General features: G+C 36.7%; 20 protein-coding genes. 11 read left to right on the top strand and 9 right to left on the bottom strand.

All coding sequences use genetic code 11. The features are described from left to right. Positions 1–264: 264 nt before the first annotated feature. Positions 265–471 carry a DUF2905 domain-containing protein gene (locus N3F66_05475; protein MCX8123599.1) on the bottom strand — a complete coding sequence of 69 codons (207 nt, stop codon included), beginning with the start codon at positions 469–471 and terminating at the stop codon, positions 265–267. 187 nt (positions 472–658) lie between these two features. Here N3F66_05475 and N3F66_05480 point away from each other — a divergent pair, with 187 nt between their 5' ends. Continuing rightward, positions 659–2521 carry a response regulator gene (locus N3F66_05480; protein MCX8123600.1) on the top strand — a complete coding sequence of 621 codons (1863 nt, stop codon included), beginning with the start codon at positions 659–661 and terminating at the stop codon, positions 2519–2521. A 4-nt stretch (positions 2522–2525) separates the two neighbouring features. Here N3F66_05480 and N3F66_05485 read toward each other — a convergent pair whose 3' ends face one another. Further along, positions 2526–3533, bottom strand: a complete 1008-nt coding sequence (locus N3F66_05485; protein ID MCX8123601.1) for a sigma-54 dependent transcriptional regulator — start codon at positions 3531–3533, stop codon at positions 2526–2528. Positions 3534–3900: 367 nt separating this feature from the next. Between N3F66_05485 and N3F66_05490 the strand changes: the two genes are divergently transcribed. From N3F66_05490 to N3F66_05510, 5 genes are all read left to right on the top strand, one after another. Beyond that, a complete protein-coding gene (locus tag N3F66_05490; protein ID MCX8123602.1) occupies positions 3901–4962 on the top strand; it encodes a metallophosphoesterase in 1062 nt (353 codons plus the stop codon). Continuing rightward, positions 4959–7052 (top strand): hypothetical protein, encoded by a 2094-nt coding sequence (locus N3F66_05495; protein MCX8123603.1) that lies wholly within the window; start codon positions 4959–4961, stop codon positions 7050–7052. Before N3F66_05490 ends, N3F66_05495 begins: the two co-directional genes overlap by 4 nt. A 2-nt stretch (positions 7053–7054) precedes the next feature. Next, positions 7055–8047, top strand: coding sequence for a hypothetical protein (locus tag N3F66_05500; GenBank protein ID MCX8123604.1), 993 nt, complete (start codon positions 7055–7057; stop codon positions 8045–8047). A gap of 99 nt (positions 8048–8146) precedes the next feature. Continuing rightward, complete coding sequence (locus tag N3F66_05505; protein ID MCX8123605.1) at positions 8147–10777, top strand: valine--tRNA ligase; 2631 nt, start codon at positions 8147–8149, stop codon at positions 10775–10777. Between the two features lie 17 nt (positions 10778–10794). Next, positions 10795–11715 carry an alpha/beta hydrolase gene (locus tag N3F66_05510; protein MCX8123606.1) on the top strand — a complete coding sequence of 307 codons (921 nt, stop codon included), beginning with the start codon at positions 10795–10797 and terminating at the stop codon, positions 11713–11715. Here N3F66_05510 and N3F66_05515 read toward each other — a convergent pair. The 3 genes from N3F66_05515 to N3F66_05525 all read right to left on the bottom strand — a co-directional run bounded on the left by N3F66_05515 (position 11710) and on the right by N3F66_05525 (position 14214). After that, complete coding sequence (locus tag N3F66_05515) at positions 11710–12165, bottom strand: hypothetical protein (protein ID MCX8123607.1); 456 nt, start codon at positions 12163–12165, stop codon at positions 11710–11712. The two genes, N3F66_05510 and N3F66_05515, sit on opposite strands and share 6 nt — an antisense overlap. 85 nt (positions 12166–12250) lie before the next feature. Beyond that, positions 12251–13291: a phospholipase D-like domain-containing protein gene (locus N3F66_05520; protein ID MCX8123608.1), complete on the bottom strand. Its 1041-nt coding sequence runs from the start codon at positions 13289–13291 to the stop codon at positions 12251–12253. Further along, the gene (locus N3F66_05525; GenBank protein MCX8123609.1) at positions 13288–14214 is read right to left on the bottom strand and encodes a hypothetical protein; all 927 of its coding nucleotides are present in this window, start codon (positions 14212–14214) and stop codon (positions 13288–13290) included. The genes N3F66_05520 and N3F66_05525 overlap by 4 nt, the downstream gene beginning before the upstream one ends. 515 nt (positions 14215–14729) lie before the next feature. Here N3F66_05525 and N3F66_05530 point away from each other — a divergent pair. Then, positions 14730–17303, top strand: a complete 2574-nt coding sequence (locus tag N3F66_05530) for a discoidin domain-containing protein (GenBank protein ID MCX8123610.1) — start codon at positions 14730–14732, stop codon at positions 17301–17303. Positions 17304–17323: 20 nt separating this feature from the next. On the opposite strand, the gene N3F66_05535 is transcribed toward N3F66_05530, so the two are convergent. Continuing rightward, entirely contained in the window at positions 17324–17914 is a 591-nt protein-coding gene (locus N3F66_05535) for a hypothetical protein (GenBank protein MCX8123611.1), read from the bottom strand. Positions 17915–18210: 296 nt separating this feature from the next. On the opposite strand from N3F66_05535, the gene N3F66_05540 reads away from it, so the two are divergent. Next, on the top strand, positions 18211–19134 hold the full coding sequence (locus N3F66_05540) for a cation diffusion facilitator family transporter (GenBank protein ID MCX8123612.1): 924 nt from the start codon (positions 18211–18213) through the stop codon (positions 19132–19134). 2 nt (positions 19135–19136) lie between these two features. Continuing rightward, positions 19137–19463, top strand: coding sequence for a hypothetical protein (locus N3F66_05545; GenBank protein MCX8123613.1), 327 nt, complete (start codon positions 19137–19139; stop codon positions 19461–19463). Here N3F66_05545 and N3F66_05550 read toward each other — a convergent pair. Then, positions 19460–19882: a DUF3795 domain-containing protein gene (locus tag N3F66_05550; protein ID MCX8123614.1), complete on the bottom strand. Its 423-nt coding sequence runs from the start codon at positions 19880–19882 to the stop codon at positions 19460–19462. The two genes, N3F66_05545 and N3F66_05550, sit on opposite strands and share 4 nt — an antisense overlap. A 427-nt stretch (positions 19883–20309) precedes the next feature. Here N3F66_05550 and N3F66_05555 point away from each other — a divergent pair, with 427 nt between their 5' ends. Both N3F66_05555 and N3F66_05560 read left to right on the top strand, forming a co-directional pair. Continuing rightward, positions 20310–21983: an AMP-binding protein gene (locus N3F66_05555; protein MCX8123615.1), complete on the top strand. Its 1674-nt coding sequence runs from the start codon at positions 20310–20312 to the stop codon at positions 21981–21983. Continuing rightward, positions 21984–22373: a MerR family transcriptional regulator gene (locus N3F66_05560; GenBank protein MCX8123616.1), complete on the top strand. Its 390-nt coding sequence runs from the start codon at positions 21984–21986 to the stop codon at positions 22371–22373. It abuts the gene before it with no gap. Between the two features lie 2 nt (positions 22374–22375). Here N3F66_05560 and N3F66_05565 read toward each other — a convergent pair whose 3' ends face one another. Together N3F66_05565 and N3F66_05570 are read right to left on the bottom strand one after the other, a co-directional pair. After that, positions 22376–23107, bottom strand: coding sequence for an ABC transporter ATP-binding protein (locus tag N3F66_05565; protein ID MCX8123617.1), 732 nt, complete (start codon positions 23105–23107; stop codon positions 22376–22378). 118 nt (positions 23108–23225) lie between these two features. Continuing rightward, entirely contained in the window at positions 23226–23693 is a 468-nt protein-coding gene (locus tag N3F66_05570; GenBank protein ID MCX8123618.1) for a DUF5677 domain-containing protein, read from the bottom strand. Positions 23694–23728: the final 35 nt, after the last annotated feature.

Genomic DNA, 23728 nt, shown 5'->3' on the forward strand with positions numbered 1-23728 from the left:
ATAATTTGATTAACTTGTCAAGAATAATATAACTGTTCAATTATAATTCATTTATGGAATGATTATCCATTGATTGTAGTTTTCTTTTGTTATGATCTTATTTACTTTAGATCATAGGCCATATCTGTTGTGAAATCAACAATACTGTGATATGAACTATATAAGTATGAAGGTATACAAATACACCTGTGGGAAAAAGAGAAGAGTTGAGAAAGGATAAGAATGTAATAAAAATATTTTATTACTATTGTGCGATAGTTACTGCTATTTAAACCACCGTAAGAAAATATTTAAAAAAATAGTAAGAATAATACTTATTAGTAGCATAGTCATAAATGGAAAGTACACTGTAATGTTGCCTTTGTTGAAGGTAAAATCGCCGGGCAACTTACCTAAAAATTTGAAAGATAGCTGCCACAGTAAGCCAATGACAATAAGAATAATACCTGCTATTATTAATAATCTTCCCATGATACACTCACTCTCCTACAATACGGTCTATTTATTACAACCATCATTACAACGACGGTGAATACATTTGTAATATAAATTTGTTATAAAATTAATTATCGCTTATAAAATACTAAAAGAGTTTGTTGTTGACAATATGTTTTTTGTTTAGTAGGATATTGTATAATAAAGTTGTTACTATATCATTATGGATTATTCGTTTGAACATACTGTTGATTTGCATGAATTAATCGATAATCTGCCAGATTTAATTTTGTCCGTGGATTATCCTTCAGGAATTATACAGTATGCTAATATCCATGCAATTGAAAGATTAGGGCTTTCTTTAAAAAAAGTTAAAACATTGCGCGACCTTTCTCACTATCTCCATCCACGTTATCGGAGAAAATATCTTCAGCATTGGCGTGATATAAAAGATGGAATTCTTGTGCCATCGTTTACATTTGAAGTCAAAACAAATGACAACACTGTGTTGTGGGTAGAACAAAAAAATATATACATAAAGCAGGGTGAACAAGTCATCCGTGTCTATGCAGTCATAAGGGATATAACCGAGCGCAAACGCCTAGAAGAAGAAATGCTTCAGGCATTTTATTTTTCTGAAAATCTTTTTTTGCATTCTCCATATATTATTTTGCTTTATGATACTTTGGGATATATAAAAAGGCAAAATATGACTTTCAGAGCAATAGCAGAACATGTTGATAATTTAATACCTCACTATAATGTATGGAAGGACAAACAGTTACAAAAGCATGGGATTGACCTTATTTTTAAAGAAGTTTTACGAGGGCGCATAATGGATGTGCCGCGTTTTCCGTATACGCTTAAAATTAAGGGGGAGGATGTCACCTTCTATTTTGCAGGAAAAGCTTTTCCATACGTGCGTTCTTCACGTGAAACCGAAGGGTTTGTTGTCATGTTAGAGGATGTATCTGCCAAGCACAAACGTGAACAGGAAACATTGGAAACAAAACGGCTTGAAAGCGTTGGGCGACTTGCACGCGGTATTGCACATGAATTTAATAATATCCTTGCTGGTATATCCGGATTTGCGGAGATTCTTTTGCGCAAGCTATCACCAGATGATCCTAACAGGCATTTTGCAACCAGGATATTTGAAGCTGCAAGCAAAGCAGCAACTCTTACCAATCAGCTGTTAGGATTTGCACGGGGGCAGCTTTATAATCCTTCATATCTAGATATTCGTGCTCCCATTATGTATGCGATAGGTGCCACGCCTAATCTGCATAACAGAATTAATATAAAAAAAGAATTTGAGGAATCAGAATATAAGGTATATGGTGATGTAAATCAATTACGTCAGGTATTTATAGAGATACTTCGAAATGCAGCGGAAGCAATTGGACAGGAAGGCCAAATTGAAATAAAAGTACAGTATATAAGCAATGAATTTTTGCCCGTAGAGGTCAGAAAAAAATATGCTAAGTGTGTTCAGATTGACATTACCGACTCCGGGGTGGGCATTGACAGTGGTATACTGTCAAGGGTGTTTGAACCGTATTTTACCACAAAAGATCCGTTGAAACATAGTGGAATGGGCCTGGCTATTGCATTTGGCCATATAAAAAATCATGAAGGGCATATAACAATTACACCTGTAGAAAAAGGGACAAAAGTTACAGTACTTCTGCCTGCAATAAAAGAGCCCGACCTTTCCATATTAAAACACCCTCGTTATCAGCGCATACTTGTTATTGACGATAACAATGAAACCTGTCTCCTGTTGCGATCTTATTTTGAGGACAGGGGAGTATTTGTAACTGTTTCCAATAATGGATTAAGTGCAATAGAAATGATACAGAATGCGCCAAATCGATTTGACTATATATTTCTTGATCTTATTTTGCCTGATATAAGTGGAAAGGAAGTGTTGACCAGGATAAGAAATTTTAATGCTACTGTGCCCGTGTGTGTTATGAGCGGACATGATATGTCGTCATTTATCAGTGAACACAGCAATGATTCAAGCCTTTTCTTTCTGATGAAGCCATTTAATTTGGAAGACCTGGACGTGTTATTGCAATAATGATTTAATGTATGCCGTATTTTTTTAATTTTTCATACAGTACACTTCTGCTAATCCCTAACATCTTTGCAGCTTTTGATTTGTTATTATGAGCAAGCGATAGCACATAAAGAATATGTTTCTTTTCAAATTCTTCCATAGCTTTAAAAAGGTTAAGGGGCGATAGCTCATGTGATGGACTTTCCTTGTATTCTGGCAAAATTTGTAAAAAAGTGTCTTTTGTAAGAATACTGTTTTCGGCAACTATCATTGCATGTTCGATAACATTCTGCAACTCGCGTACATTACCTTTCCATTCTCTTTTGGAAAGCAATTCCAGCGCATCATCGCTTATACCAATAATGTGCTTATTCAGGTCATAGCTATTCTTTAATATGAAATGCTGTGCCAAAAGAGGGATATCATCCCTGCGATCACGTAATGGAGGAACATGAAGTTCAATTGCAGAAAGCCGGTAATATAAATCTTCTCTGAAATTTCCCTGTGCTATCTCTTCATCAACATTAATGTTTGTAGCACTGATGATTCTAACATCCACTTTAACAATTTTACTGGAGCCTACCGGTTTAATTTCGCGCTCCTGCAAAAAACGAAGCAACTTACTCTGTATATGTGGTTTGAGATTTCCAATCTCATCAAGGAAAATAGTTCCCCCATGAGCTTCTTCAAAAAGCCCCTTTTTATTTTTGTCTGCACCGGTAAATGCACCTTTTATGTGGCCAAACAATTCAGACTCAATAATGGTTTCGGTTAGTGTGCTGCAATCAACCGGTATAAACTGGCTGTCTTTTCTCTGACTTTCTTCATGAATTGCACGGGCAATAAGCTCTTTACCTGTGCCACTTTCACCAAGTATCATTACAGTTGCTTTAGAGCCGGCAATCTGTTTGATTTTGCTTTTAAGTGAAGCTATGGCTTTATTATTGCCAATTATTCTGTGTATACCAGTGCGCTCTTGCGGCATTACATGTTCTTTTTCAATTACAGTTGATGTGATGTTAGCTCCGTGCATTTTTCCTTGCTGTAAGTTGTGTATATTGTGTATGAGTTATTACTACAATGCTTTCACCATTTATTGGTTATTGTATCACTATGCTTTTTATTAAAATTATGTGTATAACATTCAATATTATCTTCATTTATTATATAAATATGTTTTTATAAAGCTATCTACTAAACGGAAATACCTGTCATATTTGTTATGTGAATATTCCCTTTATTATAATAGAAATCACATATTATAACCAATAATGATACTAAACAATATTTCTACAATCATTTTTTTAAATTATGTTTGACCAAAGTATAGTTATTTGCAACTATTATTCAGAATTTTTTTAAAAATTTTTTTAAAATCTGTATAAAGCGAAATATATACAATGATTTCTATTTTGTTGATGTCTGACATTCACTTTGGTGCGGATACAGCATTGCCATATATTGATGACAGTGTACGATTTGCTACATTCCAAAAGATTTGTATGATTGCAAAGCAACACAGCATTTTTATTATAGCCGGTGATTTATTTGAAGGAGCTATCGCACAAAATCCTTATTATGATTCTGTAAAACAGCTATTGCAATCGTTATTAAACGAAGGTGTGAAAATAATATATATACCAGGTGAAGCAGAACTGAATGATACTAGCAATAGTGAGGCTATTCATGAAATCCCTTCAACTGCTACACTATTTAACCGCTCTGACAATTATTGTTGTGTTGTTTTGAATAATGAAATGATATACTGTTATGGTGATGGCAATAATATTACTGGTATTACAAAAGTAAGTCAGGATGGTTTTCATGTAGGTGTGTTTCATATTGATCTTGAAGAAAATAATCACAGTATAGGTGATTTACATACTGTTTCCCTTAAGCTTTTAAAATCAATGCCGTTAGACTTTTATGCACTTGGTCATCATCATAACTTTTCAATGTATAAATACAAAAATAAAATCATTGGTGCATACCCTGGAAGTCCTGAAGCAGTGACAATTAATGAAACAGGCGACAGATATGTTCTTTCTATTAGTGTAGTAAATAATGAAATTCATCAGATAAAACGCATCACAGTAAATACATTACGGATAGAATCGCTGGTTGTCCAATGTGATGCTATTAATTCTGACGATGATTTACATCGCATAGTAAAACCTCATAACAAGCCATCTGTTGTGGTGCATTGCATACTGGAGGGGGTTCGCTCATTTGATACTGCCCGGATCAACGCTATGTGTGACCGGTGTGCTGGTGTAATACTACATGATAATTCAAAGCCTTCGGGCGAGTTTATATGTGCACAGTATAAGGATGAGAAAACACTTAAAGGATATTTTTTTACTGAATTGCAAAAAAACTTACATACTATTACAGGAGACGTAATGCTGGAAATTATCAATGATATTGAAAATACCTGCTCAACTTTTAAAGGTGATCTGTGAAGTTAGTACGGAGTACAATATCAAAAATTGGTTTTGCAGAAAATAAACAAACTGATTACAATGATGGGCTGCATTTTTTCTTTGGCAAAAATAATTCTGGTAAAACATTAATTGCAAAAAGTTTTGTTGATACATTGTATCCTGATAATCCTTCCCTGATAGATAGTGACGCTTGGGATACAATGTTTGCAACATTTACACTACACTACAGCAACACAAGGATTGATATTCAGAGGAAAGGAAATAAGGAGATAAAAATTTTACAGATTGCATCCAATGGTACCACACTACAAGAAGAAACCTTCCCATTACCGGTACAAAATGGCAATTTTCCTGAACATTATTTAAGCAAGTTGCGAGCCCTATTTAACAAGGATGCATTCTCAATACTAAGCTATATTCCCTCGCCACTGGATGCACATTACTACAACAACGATTTTTCTGAAAGGATTAAAACAATTCTTTTGTTAGACAGATCTTTGTATTATTGTGCTTTTACAAAGCTATTTTACGACAAAAAGAATGAAACCCATGCCTATCACACTCATTTGCAGGCAGAGATTCAGAACAAAATCAAACATTGCAGGACAAAACTTGATTTAATAGAACTTAAGGAACAAAAACAAAAAAAACACCTTACTGAAATACAGGAGGCTAAAGAAAAAATTGCTGTATATACCAGCCAGATTGCAGAGCTACAGAAAAAGATTGAAGCATGTAACCGCTATAGTGATACATTGTCTGCTATTCATCATGTTTCTCAGCAGGTAGAAGCAATAGATACGCAGATAAAAAAATTACAAGAAAAGATTACAACCATAGAGAATTACACTAGGCTGATAGCTACAAAATATCCTCAATTCAAAGATTTTTCTGCTGAAAAGCGCAACAATATTCATACTATGCAGAACATTTACCGGCAGATACAGGCTATATCCGAAGAAATTGAAACAATTATTTTTGAACAGGAAAATAAAAATCATGCCCTGGCCCGAAATCTTTTAATCATTAATATTGTGCTTGCATTAGGAGTGCTGTTTGTATTTTTAAAGCCACTGTTTGCCACTGGTTCCATGTACCGGTGGATATTAGTGGCCTTATTAATATTGACGCAAATATCTAGCGTTGGGTACTATCTTATCTATACAATTATGCATTCATTTAAAAAAATTGTTTTGCCTTTGCAGCAACAAAAAGAAACGTATCAAATAAAATTAGAAACGTTGCTTAATCAAAATGATATTTCACTAGATGGGATAACAATTGATGAAATCTATGAATTTCTGTTACAGTATTTTGAAGAGTATAATGAATATAACGAAAAACAGATAGACCTTTTGACGATACAAAAAGAGGTTGATGAGAGTACATCGCTCGATGAGCTCAATGACCAAAAGAGAAAACTTGAAGATACAATGAGAAGTTTGCACAATACACTGAATTCCCTGGCCCAAGAGATTGGATTGAATGTTGGGTCAGGAGAGAATATTGCAGACATAAAAAAGGATTTGCAGAATGAACTTGAAGAAAAAATGGCATTAATAGTTTCGTTACAAAAGAAGTGTGATGATATGCCTCAGGAAATAATTGCTTTTGATGATGAAAAGAATAGCATACTCAATGAGATAGCAGAACTGGAAAAAGAACTGAATACAATAAATGAAAAAAACAGGCTCCTCACTATTATTACAAATTCATTTACTGTTGCTGCACAGCGGTACTATAACGATAAATTTGCCATATTCACTGAAAAAATCAAAACAATGGTACAAGATTGTACAAAAAATAAATTTGGGCAAATTGATGAGGAGTATATAAAAAAAATAATTACCAATTCCACCGAAACATCCAATGCTTCATTAAAATATTATGTATACGTTGCAGCTGTTTTTGTGCTATATGAATTATTACAGCAGGAACTGCCGCACATTCATCTTCCATTGATTATTGATGATCCGTTTGTACTTATGGATGAAGATGCCATGAATGATTTTGCTTGTATACTTGCGCAATGGGCCAGTAACAGGCAGGTCATTGTGTTTACACATAATTCAAATATAAAGAAAATGGGTACAGTTTCACAATTATAAATATGGATAAAAACGGACAATTAACATTTTATGATGACCCATTGCTTCAGGGCATTAATGAAGCCTATACCCTTATTGAACAGGGTGATTTTACTCAGGCAGTGAAAAAAATAGACAGCCTTATGTCAATTAATCCTGATTATCCGGGGCTTGCAGAAAGCTACAGGGTTGCACGATTCTGGGAATCACGCAAGAAGGCAATGGAAGAACTTCCTAGGGGAAAGGAAACAGCGGATTTTCTTATGACTCAATGGGAGGAATTTGAAGTATTTGCTAACAATAAAAGGCTTGTGTCAGCAACAGCGTATCAAAAAGCCATGCACTACGTATTTTTTACAGCTTCCGAGCACTATACGATAGCATTCAATGACAGGGAAAATCCAACTGATAATTTGCAACTTTTGATGCAGCTTGGAACGTGTTTTATACGCCTTGGTGAATATCAGCACACTATTGAAGCGCTTGAGTATGCGCGCAGTGCGTACCGGAGCAATGCGTGTATACTTTCTCTTCTTGCGGAAAGCTATTATCATACCGGTGATATACCCCGGGCATTGCTGTATTTCAGAGAAGCATTTTTGCTTAACCCATCTGAGATTGATATACAGTTACTATCGGCCAAACCCATTATTGAAGCAATTGAGCTTGTTAAGCAATATAAACCTGAGTGTGCTGATGTGCGGGAATGGATCCCGGTTGTGGCATTTATCCATGATATTTTTTATGTTAAGCGACAGCTCAATTCATCGCAGCTTGAATCTATAAAAAAGGATATTGTAAAATTAGAAGCAAGCTTTCAGACTCTTGACAAAGAAAAAATAGCCAACTCTAATGTTGTACCGCGACTTATTAACCGGTATTTGTGGATGATGGATTATTTTGAATTTCAGCAGTATGATCAGAAAAGCTTAATTGACATTCGCGACCGTTTGCTTGCAATTGATAAAGAGCTTTTTGAAAGTTACTTTCAAAAGAAGACATTTACCAAACCGTAAATACTCAATTGAAAAAATTCATTGACACTGAGTACAGTGCTCAATAATTAACAACATAACTATCTTACTAAAACGCACAAATAACACAGGTGGTATGGTATGGAATTGTCAGCGTCATACAATCCAAAAATTGCCGAATCTAAATGGTATGCAATATGGGAGAAGGAGGGACTTTTTCATGGTGATGAAAATGATCCACGTGAAGCGTATTCAATAGTAATACCTCCACCTAATGTTACCGGCAACCTGCACATGGGGCATGCTCTCAATAATACTTTGCAGGATATTCTCATCCGCTGGCAGCGTATGAATGGAAAAGCAACATGCTGGATGCCTGGTATGGATCATGCAGGTATTGCCACTCAGAATGTAGTGGAACGGCTGCTATTAAAAGAAGGAAAATCAAAATATGACTTAGGCCGTGATGAATTTGTAAAGCGCGTGTGGGATTGGAAAGAGCATTCAGGCGGGCAAATAAAAGAACAGCTCAAGCGTTTAGGATGCTCGCTTGATTGGGAACGTGAGCGCTTTACACTGGATGAAGGATTATCGCATGCAGTGCGCACGGTGTTTGTGACATTGTATAATGAAGGGCTCATCTATCAGGGGTACAGAATTATCAACTGGTGCCCACGCTGTGAGACAGCTCTTTCAGACATTGAAACAGAATATAAGGATGTAGCAGGAAAGTTGTACTATATCCACTATCCGTATGAAGATGGTAAAGGACATATTACTGTAGCAACAACCCGACCTGAAACAATGTTAGGAGACACTGCGGTTGCAGTAAATCCCAATGATGAACGCTATTCCCACTTAATTGGCAAAAGAGTTATTTTGCCACTTATGAATAAACCCATTCCGATTATTGCCGATGAGTTTGTTGACCCTGCATTTGGAACAGGACTTGTGAAAGTAACCCCTGCACATGACCCAAATGACTTTGAGATGGGGAAACGCCATAACTTAGAAGAGGTGAATATCTTTGATAAAAATGCAATTGTGAATGATAATGGTGGGGTGTACAAAGGGCTTGACCGTTACACGGCACGCGAAAAGGTGCTTGAGGATTTGAAGGCGCTAGGGCTTTTAGAAAAGGTAGATGACCACAATCACGCTGTTGGCCATTGCTATCGTTGCCATACTGTTATAGAACCGTATTTATCCAAACAGTGGTTTGTGAAAATTCAACCACTGGCACAGGAAGCAATAAGAGTGGTGGAAGAGGGCAAAATACGATTTATTCCTCAGCAGTGGACAAAGATATACTTTGAATGGATGTATAACATTAAAGATTGGTGTATTTCACGCCAACTGTGGTGGGGTCACCGAATTCCTGCATTCTATTGCAAAGACTGCGGCCACATCATGGTAGAGCTTGAAGATCCCACAGTATGCAGCATGTGTAATTCAAAAAATCTTGAGCAGGACCCTGATGTGCTCGATACGTGGTTTTCATCAGCGTTGTGGCCATTTTCAACATTTGGCTGGCCCGAGAAAACAAAGTCACTTGAGAAATTTTATCCCACGAGTGTACTGGTAACTGGCTTTGATATTATCTTTTTCTGGGTTGCCCGAATGATTATGATGGGCTGCAAGTTTATGAATGATGTTCCCTTCTACGATGTATATATACATGCACTGGTTCGTGATGAACATGGCCAAAAGATGAGCAAATCCCGTGGCAATGTAATAGACCCGCTTATTATGATGGATAAATATGGCACGGATGCCTTCAGGTTTACACTGGCAATATTTGCTGCTCAGGGTAGGGACATTATCTTATCCGAAAAGCGTATTGAAGGTTACAGTGCTTTTTGCAATAAGATATGGAACAGCACGCGTTTTATTGTGATGAATTTAGGCAATGATTTTACACCTCAGCCAATAGATATTGATTCGCTTGAGTTGTTTGACAGATGGATATTACACTCGTTCAACCAAACCGTAAAGAAGACGACACAAGCGCTTGAGGAATACCGCTTCAATGATGCGGCACAAACGCTGTATGATTTCTGGTGGCATGAATTCTGTGACTGGTATATTGAGCTTTCAAAGCCACGTATATACAGCCAGGGGTCATTGTCAGGAGCTATCGCCAAACAGGTGCTTTATTATGTTTTGCATGAATACCTTAAGCTCTTGCACCCGTTTATGCCATTTATTACCGAGGAAATATGGAGTACTATTACTCGCAGTGAAGGGCGTATTGTGGTGGCTCAATGGCCACAATATGACGAGCGATTTTCTTTTAACACCGAGTTTGATGATGCAGAAATATTTAAACAGATAGTATATAAAATACGAAATATCCGTGGTGAAATGAATGTACCCCCTGATAAAAAAGCTCACGTAATTATCAAGGCAAGTCCAAAAATTGAAACGTTAATACAACAACAGGAAAATAATCTAAAGATTTTGGCAAAGCTTGAGGATGTTACCTATGATGCAGCGTATGTGCCACAGAAAACTGATGCTTCTGCTGTTCTTCCTGAATGTGAGATATATGTGCCGCTGAAAGGTTTAATTGACCTGGATAAAGAAAAGGGGCGTCTTGATAAAGAGATTACCCGCATTCGGGGTGAGCTTGATAAGGTGCTGCGGAAATTAAACGACAGTACATTTATGTCAAAAGCACCCCAGAACATCGTTGCAAAAGAACAGAGTAAAAAAGCTGAGCTTGAAGAAGTGCTTGATAAACTTTTAGCTAGCAGAGCAAAATTAGGTTAAATATATTGGAGGTTGCCATGAAACGCAAAAAGATTTTTTTATTAATTACTGCTTCGCTCTTTTTATATGTTTCCTGCTCATCTTCTCTGTTAAATTTTTTCAGGTGGTATGAGCGCTCCAGGGCTGGCCTGGTTGAAAAAACAATTGAAGTAGATGGACACACAGTTCATTACCTTGAAGGCGGCAAGGGCCAAACAATTCTGTGCATTCACGGTTTTGGTGGAACCATGGATCATTGGACTCGGTTTGCTCGCTATATGACAGGAGAATATAGAATCATAGCCCTTGATCTTCCTGGTTTTGGCGATAGCTCATTTATAGAAGGCCAAGATTATTCAATACTAAAGCAGGTAGAACGCGTCCACCAGTTTGCACAAAAGCTAAAAATTAGCCAATTTCACATTGTAGGGAATTCTATGGGAGGCTATATTGCTGGCTACTATGCTGTAACCTATCCCAAAGATGTAGTAACATTGGCGTTGTTTGCTGCAGCTGGTGTAAAAAGCCCAAATGAAAGTGAGCTTTCAAAAGAATTGAAAAAGGGTAATAACCCCCTTATAGTTAGTGATGTGAAAAGCTATGATAATTTAATGGAATTTGTATTTTATAAGCCAATATGGCTACCTGGTTTTGCCAAGCAGTATTTTGCACAAAAGGCAGTAGAAAAGAAGAGTCATTTTGAGTATATTTTTGCGCAGGTTCATGATGTGACATTACTGGAAAAACATTTGAACACTATTAGTGCCCCTACATTAATCCTTTGGGGTGAAAACGATAGAGTGCTTGATGTATCTGGTGCGTCTGTATTCAAAAAAGGGATTAAGAATTCTCAGTTGATTATATTCAAAGAGTGTGGCCATTTGCCAATGATTGAAAAGCCTGAAGAATCTGCAACAGTGTATAAAAAGTTCTTAAAAGGGGAAAACGTGGCATTATAGCTTTCTATACAACATATCTTCGTAGCCTTGCAGCATGGAAAATGTTGCACGGTCAAAGTACAGCACCACGCGGTTGTTTAATGCCAGCGCTTCTTTATAAGCAGTGGTGTCGTCATACAGCTTATCAAGGACAAAAAGCCACAGGTGTCGTTTTTGCAATATTAACGCCTTGCATGCCTGAGAAAAAGGGATACCCTGTTCATACCGTTCGTGCCCAACCCTTCGGTAATAGCGTGCTATCTCCTCTTTGGGATAATCTTTTGCAATCCATTTTGATAATTCACGGTATAGATTGTCAGCAAATTCATAAATAAGCTGCCTATCAAGCTTCCTGAAGGCTATAGTATCAGGATTGCGCAGAAGATTGTTCATAAACTGTTCAGTAATGACTTGATGGTTTTCCTCAATAAGTTCAACAAACCTGTTAACAAGAGCGCTTTTTATTTTCATATCGTATGATTTGTATTATGATAATATAGTATAATGTAATGATAAAAAAGCGTATATATAACTATATGTAAAGTACTTTTTTTAGTTACTTTCTTTTTTTGGATTTTGCTCTAAAAGCAAGATTATATATTGTATCAAACTCCTGCAGATACAGTTTTGCTATATCACTGGATCGTATCATGATACAGTTTTCGTCATTGCGTTTTTTAGCATTTTTTGAAAAATTATATGACCCGGTAATAACCCATTCCTCATCAATAATTATTACTTTATGATGCATCGTGTTGGGATTGGCATCATAGAGTACATCAAGTCCTTCAACCTTCAATTTGATATATTCACTGTTAACATTTTTAATGTCCTTTTTTTCAAATACTCCTTTTACTGTAACACCTTGTTTGTGTTTAGCAATTATTGCTTCGCCAATTTCATCGCTTGTAAATGAAAACGCTAAAAAGAAAATTGACTTCTTTGCCTTTTCTATTCGCTTAGTTATGATACGCTCAATATTGTCATCAGGGGAAAAATATACATTAATATCAATGTCATTGAGTTTGACATAATACTTGTTTGATAGAAATGGGAATGGGGTATAGTCTGCACGGTTTCCAAAAACACCTTCTTCAAACATTTCATTAAATTCTGCAAAATAGATAGAAGCTACATCTTCATTTTCAATATAAATGGCATTATTGTTATTGAGCTTAGCTTCGCGTTGCGTAATATTATATGAGCCAGTCCATACGGCTTTACTGTCAAAAATAAAAAATTTGTTGTGCATAAAACCTTTTCGTTGATCCAACCGCATAGGGATATGATATCGTTCAAATTGTGATTTTATGTTTTCTGGCAATCTTTCGGATTCCAATACTAATTTTACGTCTACACCTTTTGATTTAGCATAACATAATGCATCTACAATTAATGGATCAGTAATTTCATATACGGCAGCATGTATTGATATTTTTGCAGTATTTATTTTTTGTAATAGTGCTTTTTGAATTGCGGTGACCTGTTCCTCTTTTTCGGGAGCAGTAAAATATACTTCAATTGGTGAAATTGCATATAAAAAAGTATATGATATAAGCAGTATGGCGCATGCTATCAATGTTTTATGATACTTCATTGTCTTTTTTCCCATATAGCATTTTCGTATTCAACAAATTGTAATTCTGCTTCCTTTGTGGGAAAAAGCAACTTTGCTTTTTTAACTAATGTCTGAAATGTTACAAGGTCATTTTTTGTAGCTTTGTCAATAAATTCTTTAATTTTCTGGTCATTGTGGGTAATAAGATATAAATAAAATTCGTAGGCTCGTTTTAATTCCTTTAGTTTTTCCACATGTTTGCGCAATTCTTCCTTATCGGAATGTTGTATCATTGTGGATAAAAATGCAATGATATATTGTGTATCGGATTCCGTAATATCCATATCTAGCATGATTTGTTTCACTCTAACTAAATCTAAATTACGTAAATGTATGCGGGCCAAAAACACAGGATTCTGCGAAAGCAGATTAATATCAACATTGGTTAACTGATCAACTGCTCGTTTGGAGTCATCTATTGTGGTATCTGGAGCTTTATTGACTATCTCCAGATACGATGATGGGGCAAGGGAAGATATAAACTGGATATCGGTCTGGTTTAGAGTACTATTTACAATTATGTAATCAGGGAGAGTGCCTTTTTTAACAAAACTGACAAAAGAAGCAGTATCACTAAAAAACTCAGTTATGCAGGGTAGCATATCCAGAGAGGTATTAGTGTGAATAAAGAGATATTTCTTTTTCCCTTCGTCGGAAGTGTAGGGAATAATCATGGAATTATTCTGAATTTTAAATAACTCGTACGCAGGTTTCCTTATTGAGCTATATGATTCAAAACCAATGAAAACAACTGTTTTCATTGGATGGAAAGGTTTTGCTTTGTTTTCATCGGAATAGATGATTTCCCCTTTTGGGTTGAACACTACAAACTGTTTTTTTGCAATGTTAATTTTAAAAATATATCCCTTTGGTGTCTTCTCTTCAATAATGGGTGTTGACATTACCATGTACCTTTACATAGAATTTACTGGAGCATGTAAATTTTCATTGAAATTTTATTAATAGTTAGCACTTTATGCTTTTTACAACTATTATTATGTATTGAGTTAAATATCTGTACAAAAAAATTATGTATAATCAAAAATACGGTATAACCACTAAATTATAATTGATAAAAAATCAAGCAAATGTAACTATTTAATGCAAAATCATGGAATAAATATTGTATCATAAAATATAATTTTGAATAGTAGTGCTATGAATATGGCTTTATCTTGAAAGTGAGTCATAGCCATAGCAGCTACTAAAACTTTTTTAAAATAAGTAATGTTTTTTATGTTACATCTTTTTAATATGGTATTGAAACGTGCACGCTGTATGATATTCCACAATATATGGTGGGTTGATAATTCAATAGTGATTAAGAGCATTTTCCTTTTGCACTTTCTTTTGTTGCTTGTTGTGAAAGAAGAAAGTACATAATATATTTTAAAATTTATTTTCTAAGGAGAAAATAATGAGTACTGTTAATATACTGTATCCTGTCCGCTATACAGGGAAAATCCATGCTTTTTCAAGCAGCTTTGAAAAAAATGAAGCAGAAAATGTTTTAAAGAATGATGCAACATACTGGTGCACTGCAAAAAATCACAATGCGGTAAGTGAGTACATCACAATTGATTATGGTTCAATGGTTGCGGCAAATATTATAGAAATTTTTCCATCTCCTTCAGGGAAGACAACATTTCCTTCAGAGTTTAGGCTAGAATGTAGTGCAGATGGCATTAACTGGGAGGTAATCAAAGCAGAAAACAGATATACCCTAGAGGATGATGCCTATCGCCTGTTTTTACCCATTAAAGTGTTCCGGTTTTTAAAGTTATATATTGCCAAACCCAAAAGGATTGCCGCAAAATACTTTTCTGAGATAGGAAGTATCCAGGCAGGCTTGCAAGGCGCTGTTTCAATTACAGCCAGTTCAAGTTCTTCGTATGAACATGATCCTTCATGCCTAATAGATAGTGATACACAAAAATATTGGGAATCTGAAATTACACAAAGTGCATCCAGGCAATGGATTGAAGTTGATTTAGGACGCATGTTCCCGCTTATACACATAGGGATCATTGCAACCGGGAATCCTACACTCTTTCCTGAGCAATTTTCTATAGAGATAAGCGATGATAAAAAAATATGGTCTACACTTGCAGATGTTAAACGTTTTAAAGCAGAACCAAAGGGGTCGTATATATTTGGAGGATATCAGTTTAATGCCAGGTATATACGAATAAATGTAATGACAGTACAAACCGATAAACAGAAATATTGTGCACAAATTGCTGGCATTACTGCTAATGCTCCATTACCTGCAGTACAGCACTTTCATATAAATGCGGGAGTACAGTATGCCACTGTTTTTCAGCCGGGCATTGTTAAGCTAGCTGCTGATGGTGATACCACTCCGGGTACGGTGGTGCAGGCACATGATACAAGGCTTCGTGATGCAAGCACAATATTCAAGGGTATAGTACAACTGGCTGAAGATGGCTCAAGTGAGAAAGGCTTAGCAGTGCAGGCATCAGATTCGCGGTTGGCGCTTGCAACTGAATTAAAAGCAGGAATTGTACGGCTGGCGTATGATAGGGAGGTTTCCGAAGGGGCTGTGGTGCAATCTACTGACTCTAGGATAAAGGAAGCAACTGAAACAACATTTGGTATAGTAAAATTGTGTCCTGATGGACAGTATAGCAGCAATTCGGTTGTTCGCGGTGATGATAGCAGATTGCATAAAGCAACAACAAGGAAATATGGCATAGTGCGCCTGGCTGAAAATGGCGAAGACAATGAATTCTGTGTTGTACAGGGCAATGATAGGCGCCTTAAGGATGCTACAATCGTTTCTAAGGGGATAGTAGAGCTTGCAGAGGATGGTGAAGATGCACCGAATGTAGTAGTGCAGGGCAATGACAGAAGGCTCAAAGAGGCAACTACGCACAGCAAAGGGATAGTAGAGCTTGCAGAGGATGGTGAGGATGCACCAGGAGTAGTAGTGCAAGGCAATGATAGGCGTCTTAAAGAGGCAACTGAAGAAACTCCTGGTATTGTTACACTTGCAAAACATGGCCAAAGCCGTAAATTTCATGTAGTTCAGTCAGATGATCCGCGACTATCTGATAAACGCGAACCATTACCGCATACACACGACTATGCACCGTTAGTACATTCATTTGACAGCCATACAGGAACTATCGCCATAATTCAGGAAAAATCAGGTGAATTAATTGGTATCACACCACCGACAAGTGACAGTGCAATACTATATGGAAAAAATACTGCACACACAGGCACTACAATAGGTGTTGCCGGAATTGCATTCACTGCTCCTGATTCAGATGCAAGGTCGTATGGTGTTGTTGGGCATGCACCATTGTGTGGTGTGCGCGGGCAGTCACAGGGTAATTCAGATACGATGCAGGGCAGCGGTGTAATGGGTGTATCGCGTTTTGGTGCTGGTGGTGTGTTTGTAAGCGAGCATAACTGGTCGCTGGTGGCTGATGGCTTTGGAGCTATCGCCCACTATGATGATACGCTGCAGTTGGTAGGTGATGGTAGAGCGCTGTACGTTAATGGCCAGGCATATTTTAAAGGAACAATAACAATAGATACAGATGCAAAAGAATATTATGCCAATATAGTTGAGATGTTTGAAACGGATGAAAAAGAATTTATCTCTCCTGGCGATGTACTTGTGGTCAGCACCCAAGGCAATTCAATACTTTCACGGTCGCGCACTGCGTATAACAAAGGGGTAATTGGCGTTGTTGCTGGCAACCCTGTTGTAGTGATTAACAATGCATCAGCTGAAAAAAAATTATATCCGGTAGTATTAACAGGCTCAGTGCTATGCAAGGTAGATGCACGCCAAAAACCGGTAAAGCCTGGTGACTTATTAGTGACTTCCGACACGCCTGGATGCGGCATGGCAGCGTCCATTGATTCATTTGATAAAATTGGCACAGTGTTTGCAAAAGCACTCACAGCGCTTGATGATGGAATTGCACTTATACCGGTTATGATATGGAAGATGTAATAGGATAAGAAAGTGCAAGGTTATGGTTTGAGTTGTTTGAGTATCTCCTGTTCTTTTTTGCTGAATACCAGAGTGTGATAGGCGTTAATATCCTTTGCCATTATTTTGCTCAAATAGGTTATCTTGCGGCAGAAGGGTTTTTTCTCATAACTGTCCACCCATACAATTATAGATGTTGATTCTGATTCCCATATATATGCGCCCTGATTATTCTTTATAGATTCACCAGTTGGTGGGCCATACTTTTCTTCCATTTTCTTCTTCATATCATCCAGTGAAATATAGGGAAACTGAATCACAACATAAAACAGCTTTGGCTGCTGATTTGCTTCCTGATTATACTCTGGATAAAAAAATCCATATCGATATTCTAATTCACCATCTTTGGATACAATAATACGCTTTTCATCAGTAAATGCAATTCTTCCCAGTACCTGTGGTTTTACATCGTTAAATGTGCTGCCCCACCTGGCATTACCATACCCGTCAGCTATGTTTTTACTCTGGGCTGGCTGTGTTTTCTCAGGTGCTTTCTGCTGGGTAAATGAGGTATTCACTGTATAAAAAACAATGCCAATACACCCAAGGGCTACCCATAGTATTTTTTTCATAGTACTATCCTTTGTACATAAATATATCTTTACGCTTATACTATCGGAAATATATTGTTTAAAATATATTATAAATTTTAGGGCGATAGCTCCAGTAAAAAATCCACTCATGTAATTGTTGAATATATTTTGTAATACAACCATCTTGCGTGAGAATGAAAGTATAGACGATGAATGGACGTGATACAAATTTAGGGTAGTATTATACAATAATAGTTTACTTTGTGTAAAAATTTATTGAAGAATAATTAGTACCAGAGTATATTATCATAATCGTTTTATGTAAGGGAAACAACATGGAATCTTTTCACCAGCATGAGCATCATCACTCTCATAAGAGTAATTCTACCATACGGTTTATTCTGGTTGTTATACTCAATATTGTTATAACTGTTGCAGAATATATTGGTGGCATGGTATCAGGAAGCCTTGCACTAATTTCTGATGCAGGACATAATCTTTCCGATGTTGCCTCTCTTGTATTGGGATATATAGGGCAAAAGGTGTCACGTCAAAAGCCAGGTAAAAAATATTCTTTTGGGCTCAAACGCTTTGAAGTACTCATAGCGCTTATCAATGCTCTGACACTGCTTGCTATTGGTGGCTACATTATTTTTGAAGCAATTCAGCGATATATTAATGTACAGCCGGTTCATGCGGGTATCATGCTTCCTGTTGCTTTTGTTGGTCTTGCAGGCAATGCAATCTCAATGCTAGTATTGTATAAAAGTAGGGATGAAAACCTCAATATAAAAGCTGCTTTTTTGCATCTGTTGTATGATGCTGTATCATCTGTTGGAGTTATTGTGGTAGGCTTTGTGTTGCTAATTAATAGCAGCTTAGTTATGCTTGACCTGTTAGTAAGCGTGGCGATAGCTCTTATGATTGTGGCAAGTTCACTTGAAATCATCAAAAGTTCATTGCGAATATTTTTACAGGGTGTACCATCAAGAATTGATTTTGATGAAGTGTATAATGCAATTTTAACAATACCACAGGTTGCAACCATACATGGGCTGCATATATGGTCAGTTGACTCCAATGAGATATTCTTGTCATGCCATATATGTATAAAAGGTGGCGATAGCTCCTTAAATACTGATTCCATAATTCAGGCAATAAACACAATGCTTGAGGAGCAGTTTAACATTACTCATACTACATTACAGATAGAACATGACAACCTGTGCACATTAGAAGGTGGAAACTGTTGCAGGTGAATATGAGTGTATATTTTACACATCCCACACTTGGGCAACAGATAGAATCTATTGCAGGGGTATATGCATATACTGAGGAAAAATGCATACAGATAGATGGAAAGAACGTTCTGTATTTTATTGGATTTTGTGTTACAAACAAAAGCTGCTGTGGTGTTGGTGGGTGCATGTTTGCTAATGTTGCAGGATTTGTAAAAAGCTATGGCATACAAGCTAAGGAAGGAAAAATTATATCAGAAGTTGAACCCATAGATGATGAAATAACAAAACACTACATAGAAAAGCTAATAAAGTTGCACGGAGTGCTCCAGGTAAATTTTTTAAGCTAATCAGTCAATGTAAATTTCCCACTAAAATAAGTTTTTTTCACATTTTTTGCTTTTTCCAAAGCCCATTTTTCCAGTCCCATTTTCTTGATGAGGCATAGGTTAAACACCTTTGTATTATGCGGAACCTGTGAAGCTTTGTCTGCATACGGGTGAAGGTTGTCACAGGGGAAATCGTCACATTCATAGCAAAAGCTAATCCCTTTGCCCTGAGCGCACGCATACACGCTGCAGGGTTTTTGCATATTCATAAATCCTATTGTTCCCTTTTCATTACGGCAGCCCTGGCACACTGCTTTTTCCTCAGGGATATTCATTGACTTTGCAATTTTATTTCGCAATTCTTCATTGGTAAGTGCCTGGTACATAGGGCAATTGAAACAATCAAGGCCACAGGGTGCAGTAAGTTGAATGTAATCCATAGTAAAAGTACCTCACAATGTTAATGGCACTGCTTGGTGAAACGGTGCGTATGTTAGTAACTATCGCATACTACCTATGTATATAAGTTTGTAAAGAATAATATTGTTTATTATAGTATAAATGATTATAGAGCAAAATAAAAAATGAGTGTAATATCATTAAATATGGTTGGACATCCAATTAATTATTGACAAAAAATAGTCTCTACAGTAACATTGCAATTATTATGGTATCGTGAAGTCAGTAGCATTTATAGTGAAAAGGTACACTAATTCAGAATTGATTAATTTTTGTGATAAAATGTTGACATATAATTAATACGTTTTACAGTTTACGTTAACTGGATTCATTTTTAAATTTTTATTATATGTTTATTAATATATTACTCTTTAAATAAAATAATTGTGACAGAAAGGAGAGATTGGTATGGGAGCTTTTAAGGAATTAACCATGTGGCAGGCGCTTCATGAGACGGTTGAAAAATATCCTGACCATGAAGCACTGGTATGCCCAGAATTTGGGGTTAGGTTGACTTATGCTGAGTTTTATAGCAGATGCAGGGAAGTTGCCAAAGGGCTCATAGCATTGGGGATACAGAAAGGGGACCATGTTTCACTGTGGGCTACTAATGTGCCTGAGTGGGTATACTTACAGTTTTCATTGGGTATGATAGGAGCTGTTCTAGTAACTGTCAACACCAACTATAAATCGCATGAACTTGAATATCTGTTAAAACAGTCCGATTCTACTACACTCTTTATGATAGAAGGGTATCGTGACAGCAATTATTATCAGATAGTTCGTGAAATAATACCTGATTTAGACAACACAAATCCGGGTAATGTAAATGCTTCCAATCTTCCAATGTTGAAAAATATTGTGTATATTGGCAAACGGGATTCTACCCCTGGTATGTATAAGTTTAATGAAATTGTTGCATTGGGAAGTTCCGTAAATGATGATCAGCTTGATAAAAGAATACAGGAATGCGATATTCATGATGTTATTAACATGCAGTATACATCTGGTACAACGGGGTTTCCTAAAGGTGTCATGCTAACACATTACAATATTGTCAACAATGCTATTATGGTGGGCGATGTGATGGGGATGACCCCTAATGACAAACTGCTCATCCATGTACCTTTATTCCACTGTTTTGGATGTGTAATGAGTACCTTAAATTGTGTAACGCATGGATCAACCATGGTAGTAATGGAATATTTTGATCCACTGAAGTCGCTGCAGGCGGTACAGAACGAAAAATGTACAGCTATCAATGGGGTGCCAACCATGTTTATTGCAATGCTTAATCATCCCGATTTTGGCAAATATGATATGTCTTCACTTAGAACTGGCATCATGGCAGGAGCTCCATGTCCTGTTGAAACAATGAATCAGGTGCGTACACTCATGCACTGCCCCGAAATAGTCATAGCATTTGGCCAGACCGAATGTTCGCCGGTAATGACTATGACACGGCGAGATGATCCGGTTGATCTGCGGGTGTCAACGGTTGGGCGTTTGCTTCCCGGCATTGAAGGAAAAATAGTTGATCCAGAAACTGGTCAGGAGTTGCCGCCAAATACTCAGGGCGAGATAGTGACCCGTAGTGCATGTGTTATGAAAGGGTACTACAAAATGCCTGAAGCCACTGCAAATGCAATTGATAAAGATGGATGGCTACACACCGGTGATCTTGGATCGGTTGATGAAAATGGATATTTCAGGGTTACGGGCCGTATTAAGGATATGATTATCCGTGGCGGTGAAAATATCTACCCGCGCGAAATTGAAGAATTTTTGTTGACTAATCCAAAGGTAAAGGATGTACAGGTAGTAGGTATTCCTGACGAAAAATATGGTGAACAGGTTCTTGCCGTAATACAGCTAAAAGATGGTCAAAGTTCATCAGCTGAAGAGATGGTGCAGTTTTGTACAGGCAAAATTGCTCGCCATAAGATTCCTAAATACTGGGAATTTGTAGATACGTTCCCTATGACTGCAAGTGGCAAAGTGCAGAAGTACAAACTGCGCGACATATTTGCTACAAAATATGGCAAGGCCAAATCAGTGTTTGAAGCAATGCAGAGTAAATAAGTGATAGAACAAAAAGTAAAAACATATTCAATTGGTGAGCTGGCTAAGCTTTTAGAGATGAGCACGCGCACAATCCGGTATTATGAGGAATTGGGGCTGCTCAACTCTGTAAAGCGTATTGAAAATGGCCGCCGCATTTATACCGATGATGATGTCAGGCGCTTGAAGCTTATCAAGCGCCTGAAGATTTTAGGTTTAACGCTTTCGGAAATGCATGAGCTAGAGTCAATTTGGCAGATACACAAAACAAACGATATCGTGTTGCGCCGACTGCTTGAAATCTTAGATTCGCACGTCACACGCATTGATGACAGGATTAAAGATTTAGAGATATTAAAAAACGAAATAATAGAGTACCAGAACAGAATCAAAAATAAAATTAATAGATAATTTCACGCTGATGCCTTTCCTGCTATGAACTGTCGCACAACCGTATCCTGACACTCCTGTATCTGCTGTGGCGTTCCCTCAAAGATGATTGTGCCATCATGCAGCATTGCAATGCGGTCAGCAATTCTGAATGCAGAACGCATGTCATGTGTTACCACCACTGAGGTCATACCAAAAGTGTTGCGCATATACACAATAAGTCGGTCAACCGAGCCTGCGGTAATTGGGTCAACACCGGTGGTGGGTTCATCGTACAGCATAATTTCAGGGTTTTTGGCGATAGCTCTGGCAAGTGCCACCCGCTTCTGAATACCGCCTGAAAGCTCTGAAGGCATCTTTGCCTCAATGCCCTTTAATCCAACGTGTGCTAACAATTCAGGTACTTTGTGGGCGATAACCTCTTCACTAACGCCCTGCCTTCTGAGTGGAAATGCAATATTGTCGTACACATTCATTGAATCAAAAAGCGCACCACCCTGGAAAAGCACGCCAAACTTTTTAACGATAGCTGCATCAGCATCAGTGTAGGTGAGCGGTTGACCATCAACAGCGATTGTACCGCTATCAGGTTTTATTATGCCAATGCAGTGTTTGAGCAATACTGATTTGCCACTTCCGCTTTTGCCAATGATGCAAAGAATTTCACCTTTATACACAGAGAGGTTGAGTCCAGAAAAAATAACCTGCTGTCCAAAGGATTTGTAAAGGTTTGTGATTTGTATTTTTGTGTTCATAAAGTTAAACACTACTTGTCCATGCAATGGATTACATATAATTAAAGTGTATAATTGGTGTAAAATAGAGTAAATGTCAAGTAAGAGATTTTTAATTCAAAGTGTTATTTGTTTTAATTTAATTACTGGGTATTATTGATAAAATTTTGATTCTAATTCTTTTAAATTCGTCTGGAAATTTTGAATTTTGATATTCATATATTTTTTCTAATGTTTTTATTATTACATCACATGAACTTACAATAATAAAGGTTAATGTTTCTTTATCTAAATGTGGGTTTATATCAAATTGATGATTGTTTGTATCTGCATTTATATAATAATGTTCTAATGTTTTTATCTGATTATGTACTGACATTGATAGATAAGGATACAAATTATAATAATAACATTCCATTCCTGCCTTTTTTGATAATTTTGAAATGTTCAATTTATAGTTTTGATATTTTTTATAATAATCTTCAGCATATTTAATTTCATTTGAAGTATAAAACATTTTTATCAATTTATTTATTCTTTTGTATTCATCTGTATCTTTATTTATCACCATTAATTCCTTAACCTGAAAACTGAAGAATTTTATCAAAATGTATATCCTTATATGTACAATTTATTATATGT

The sequence above is a fragment of the Spirochaetota bacterium genome (assembly GCA_026414805.1).
Taxonomy (GTDB): domain Bacteria; phylum Spirochaetota; class UBA4802; order UBA4802; family UB4802; genus UBA4802.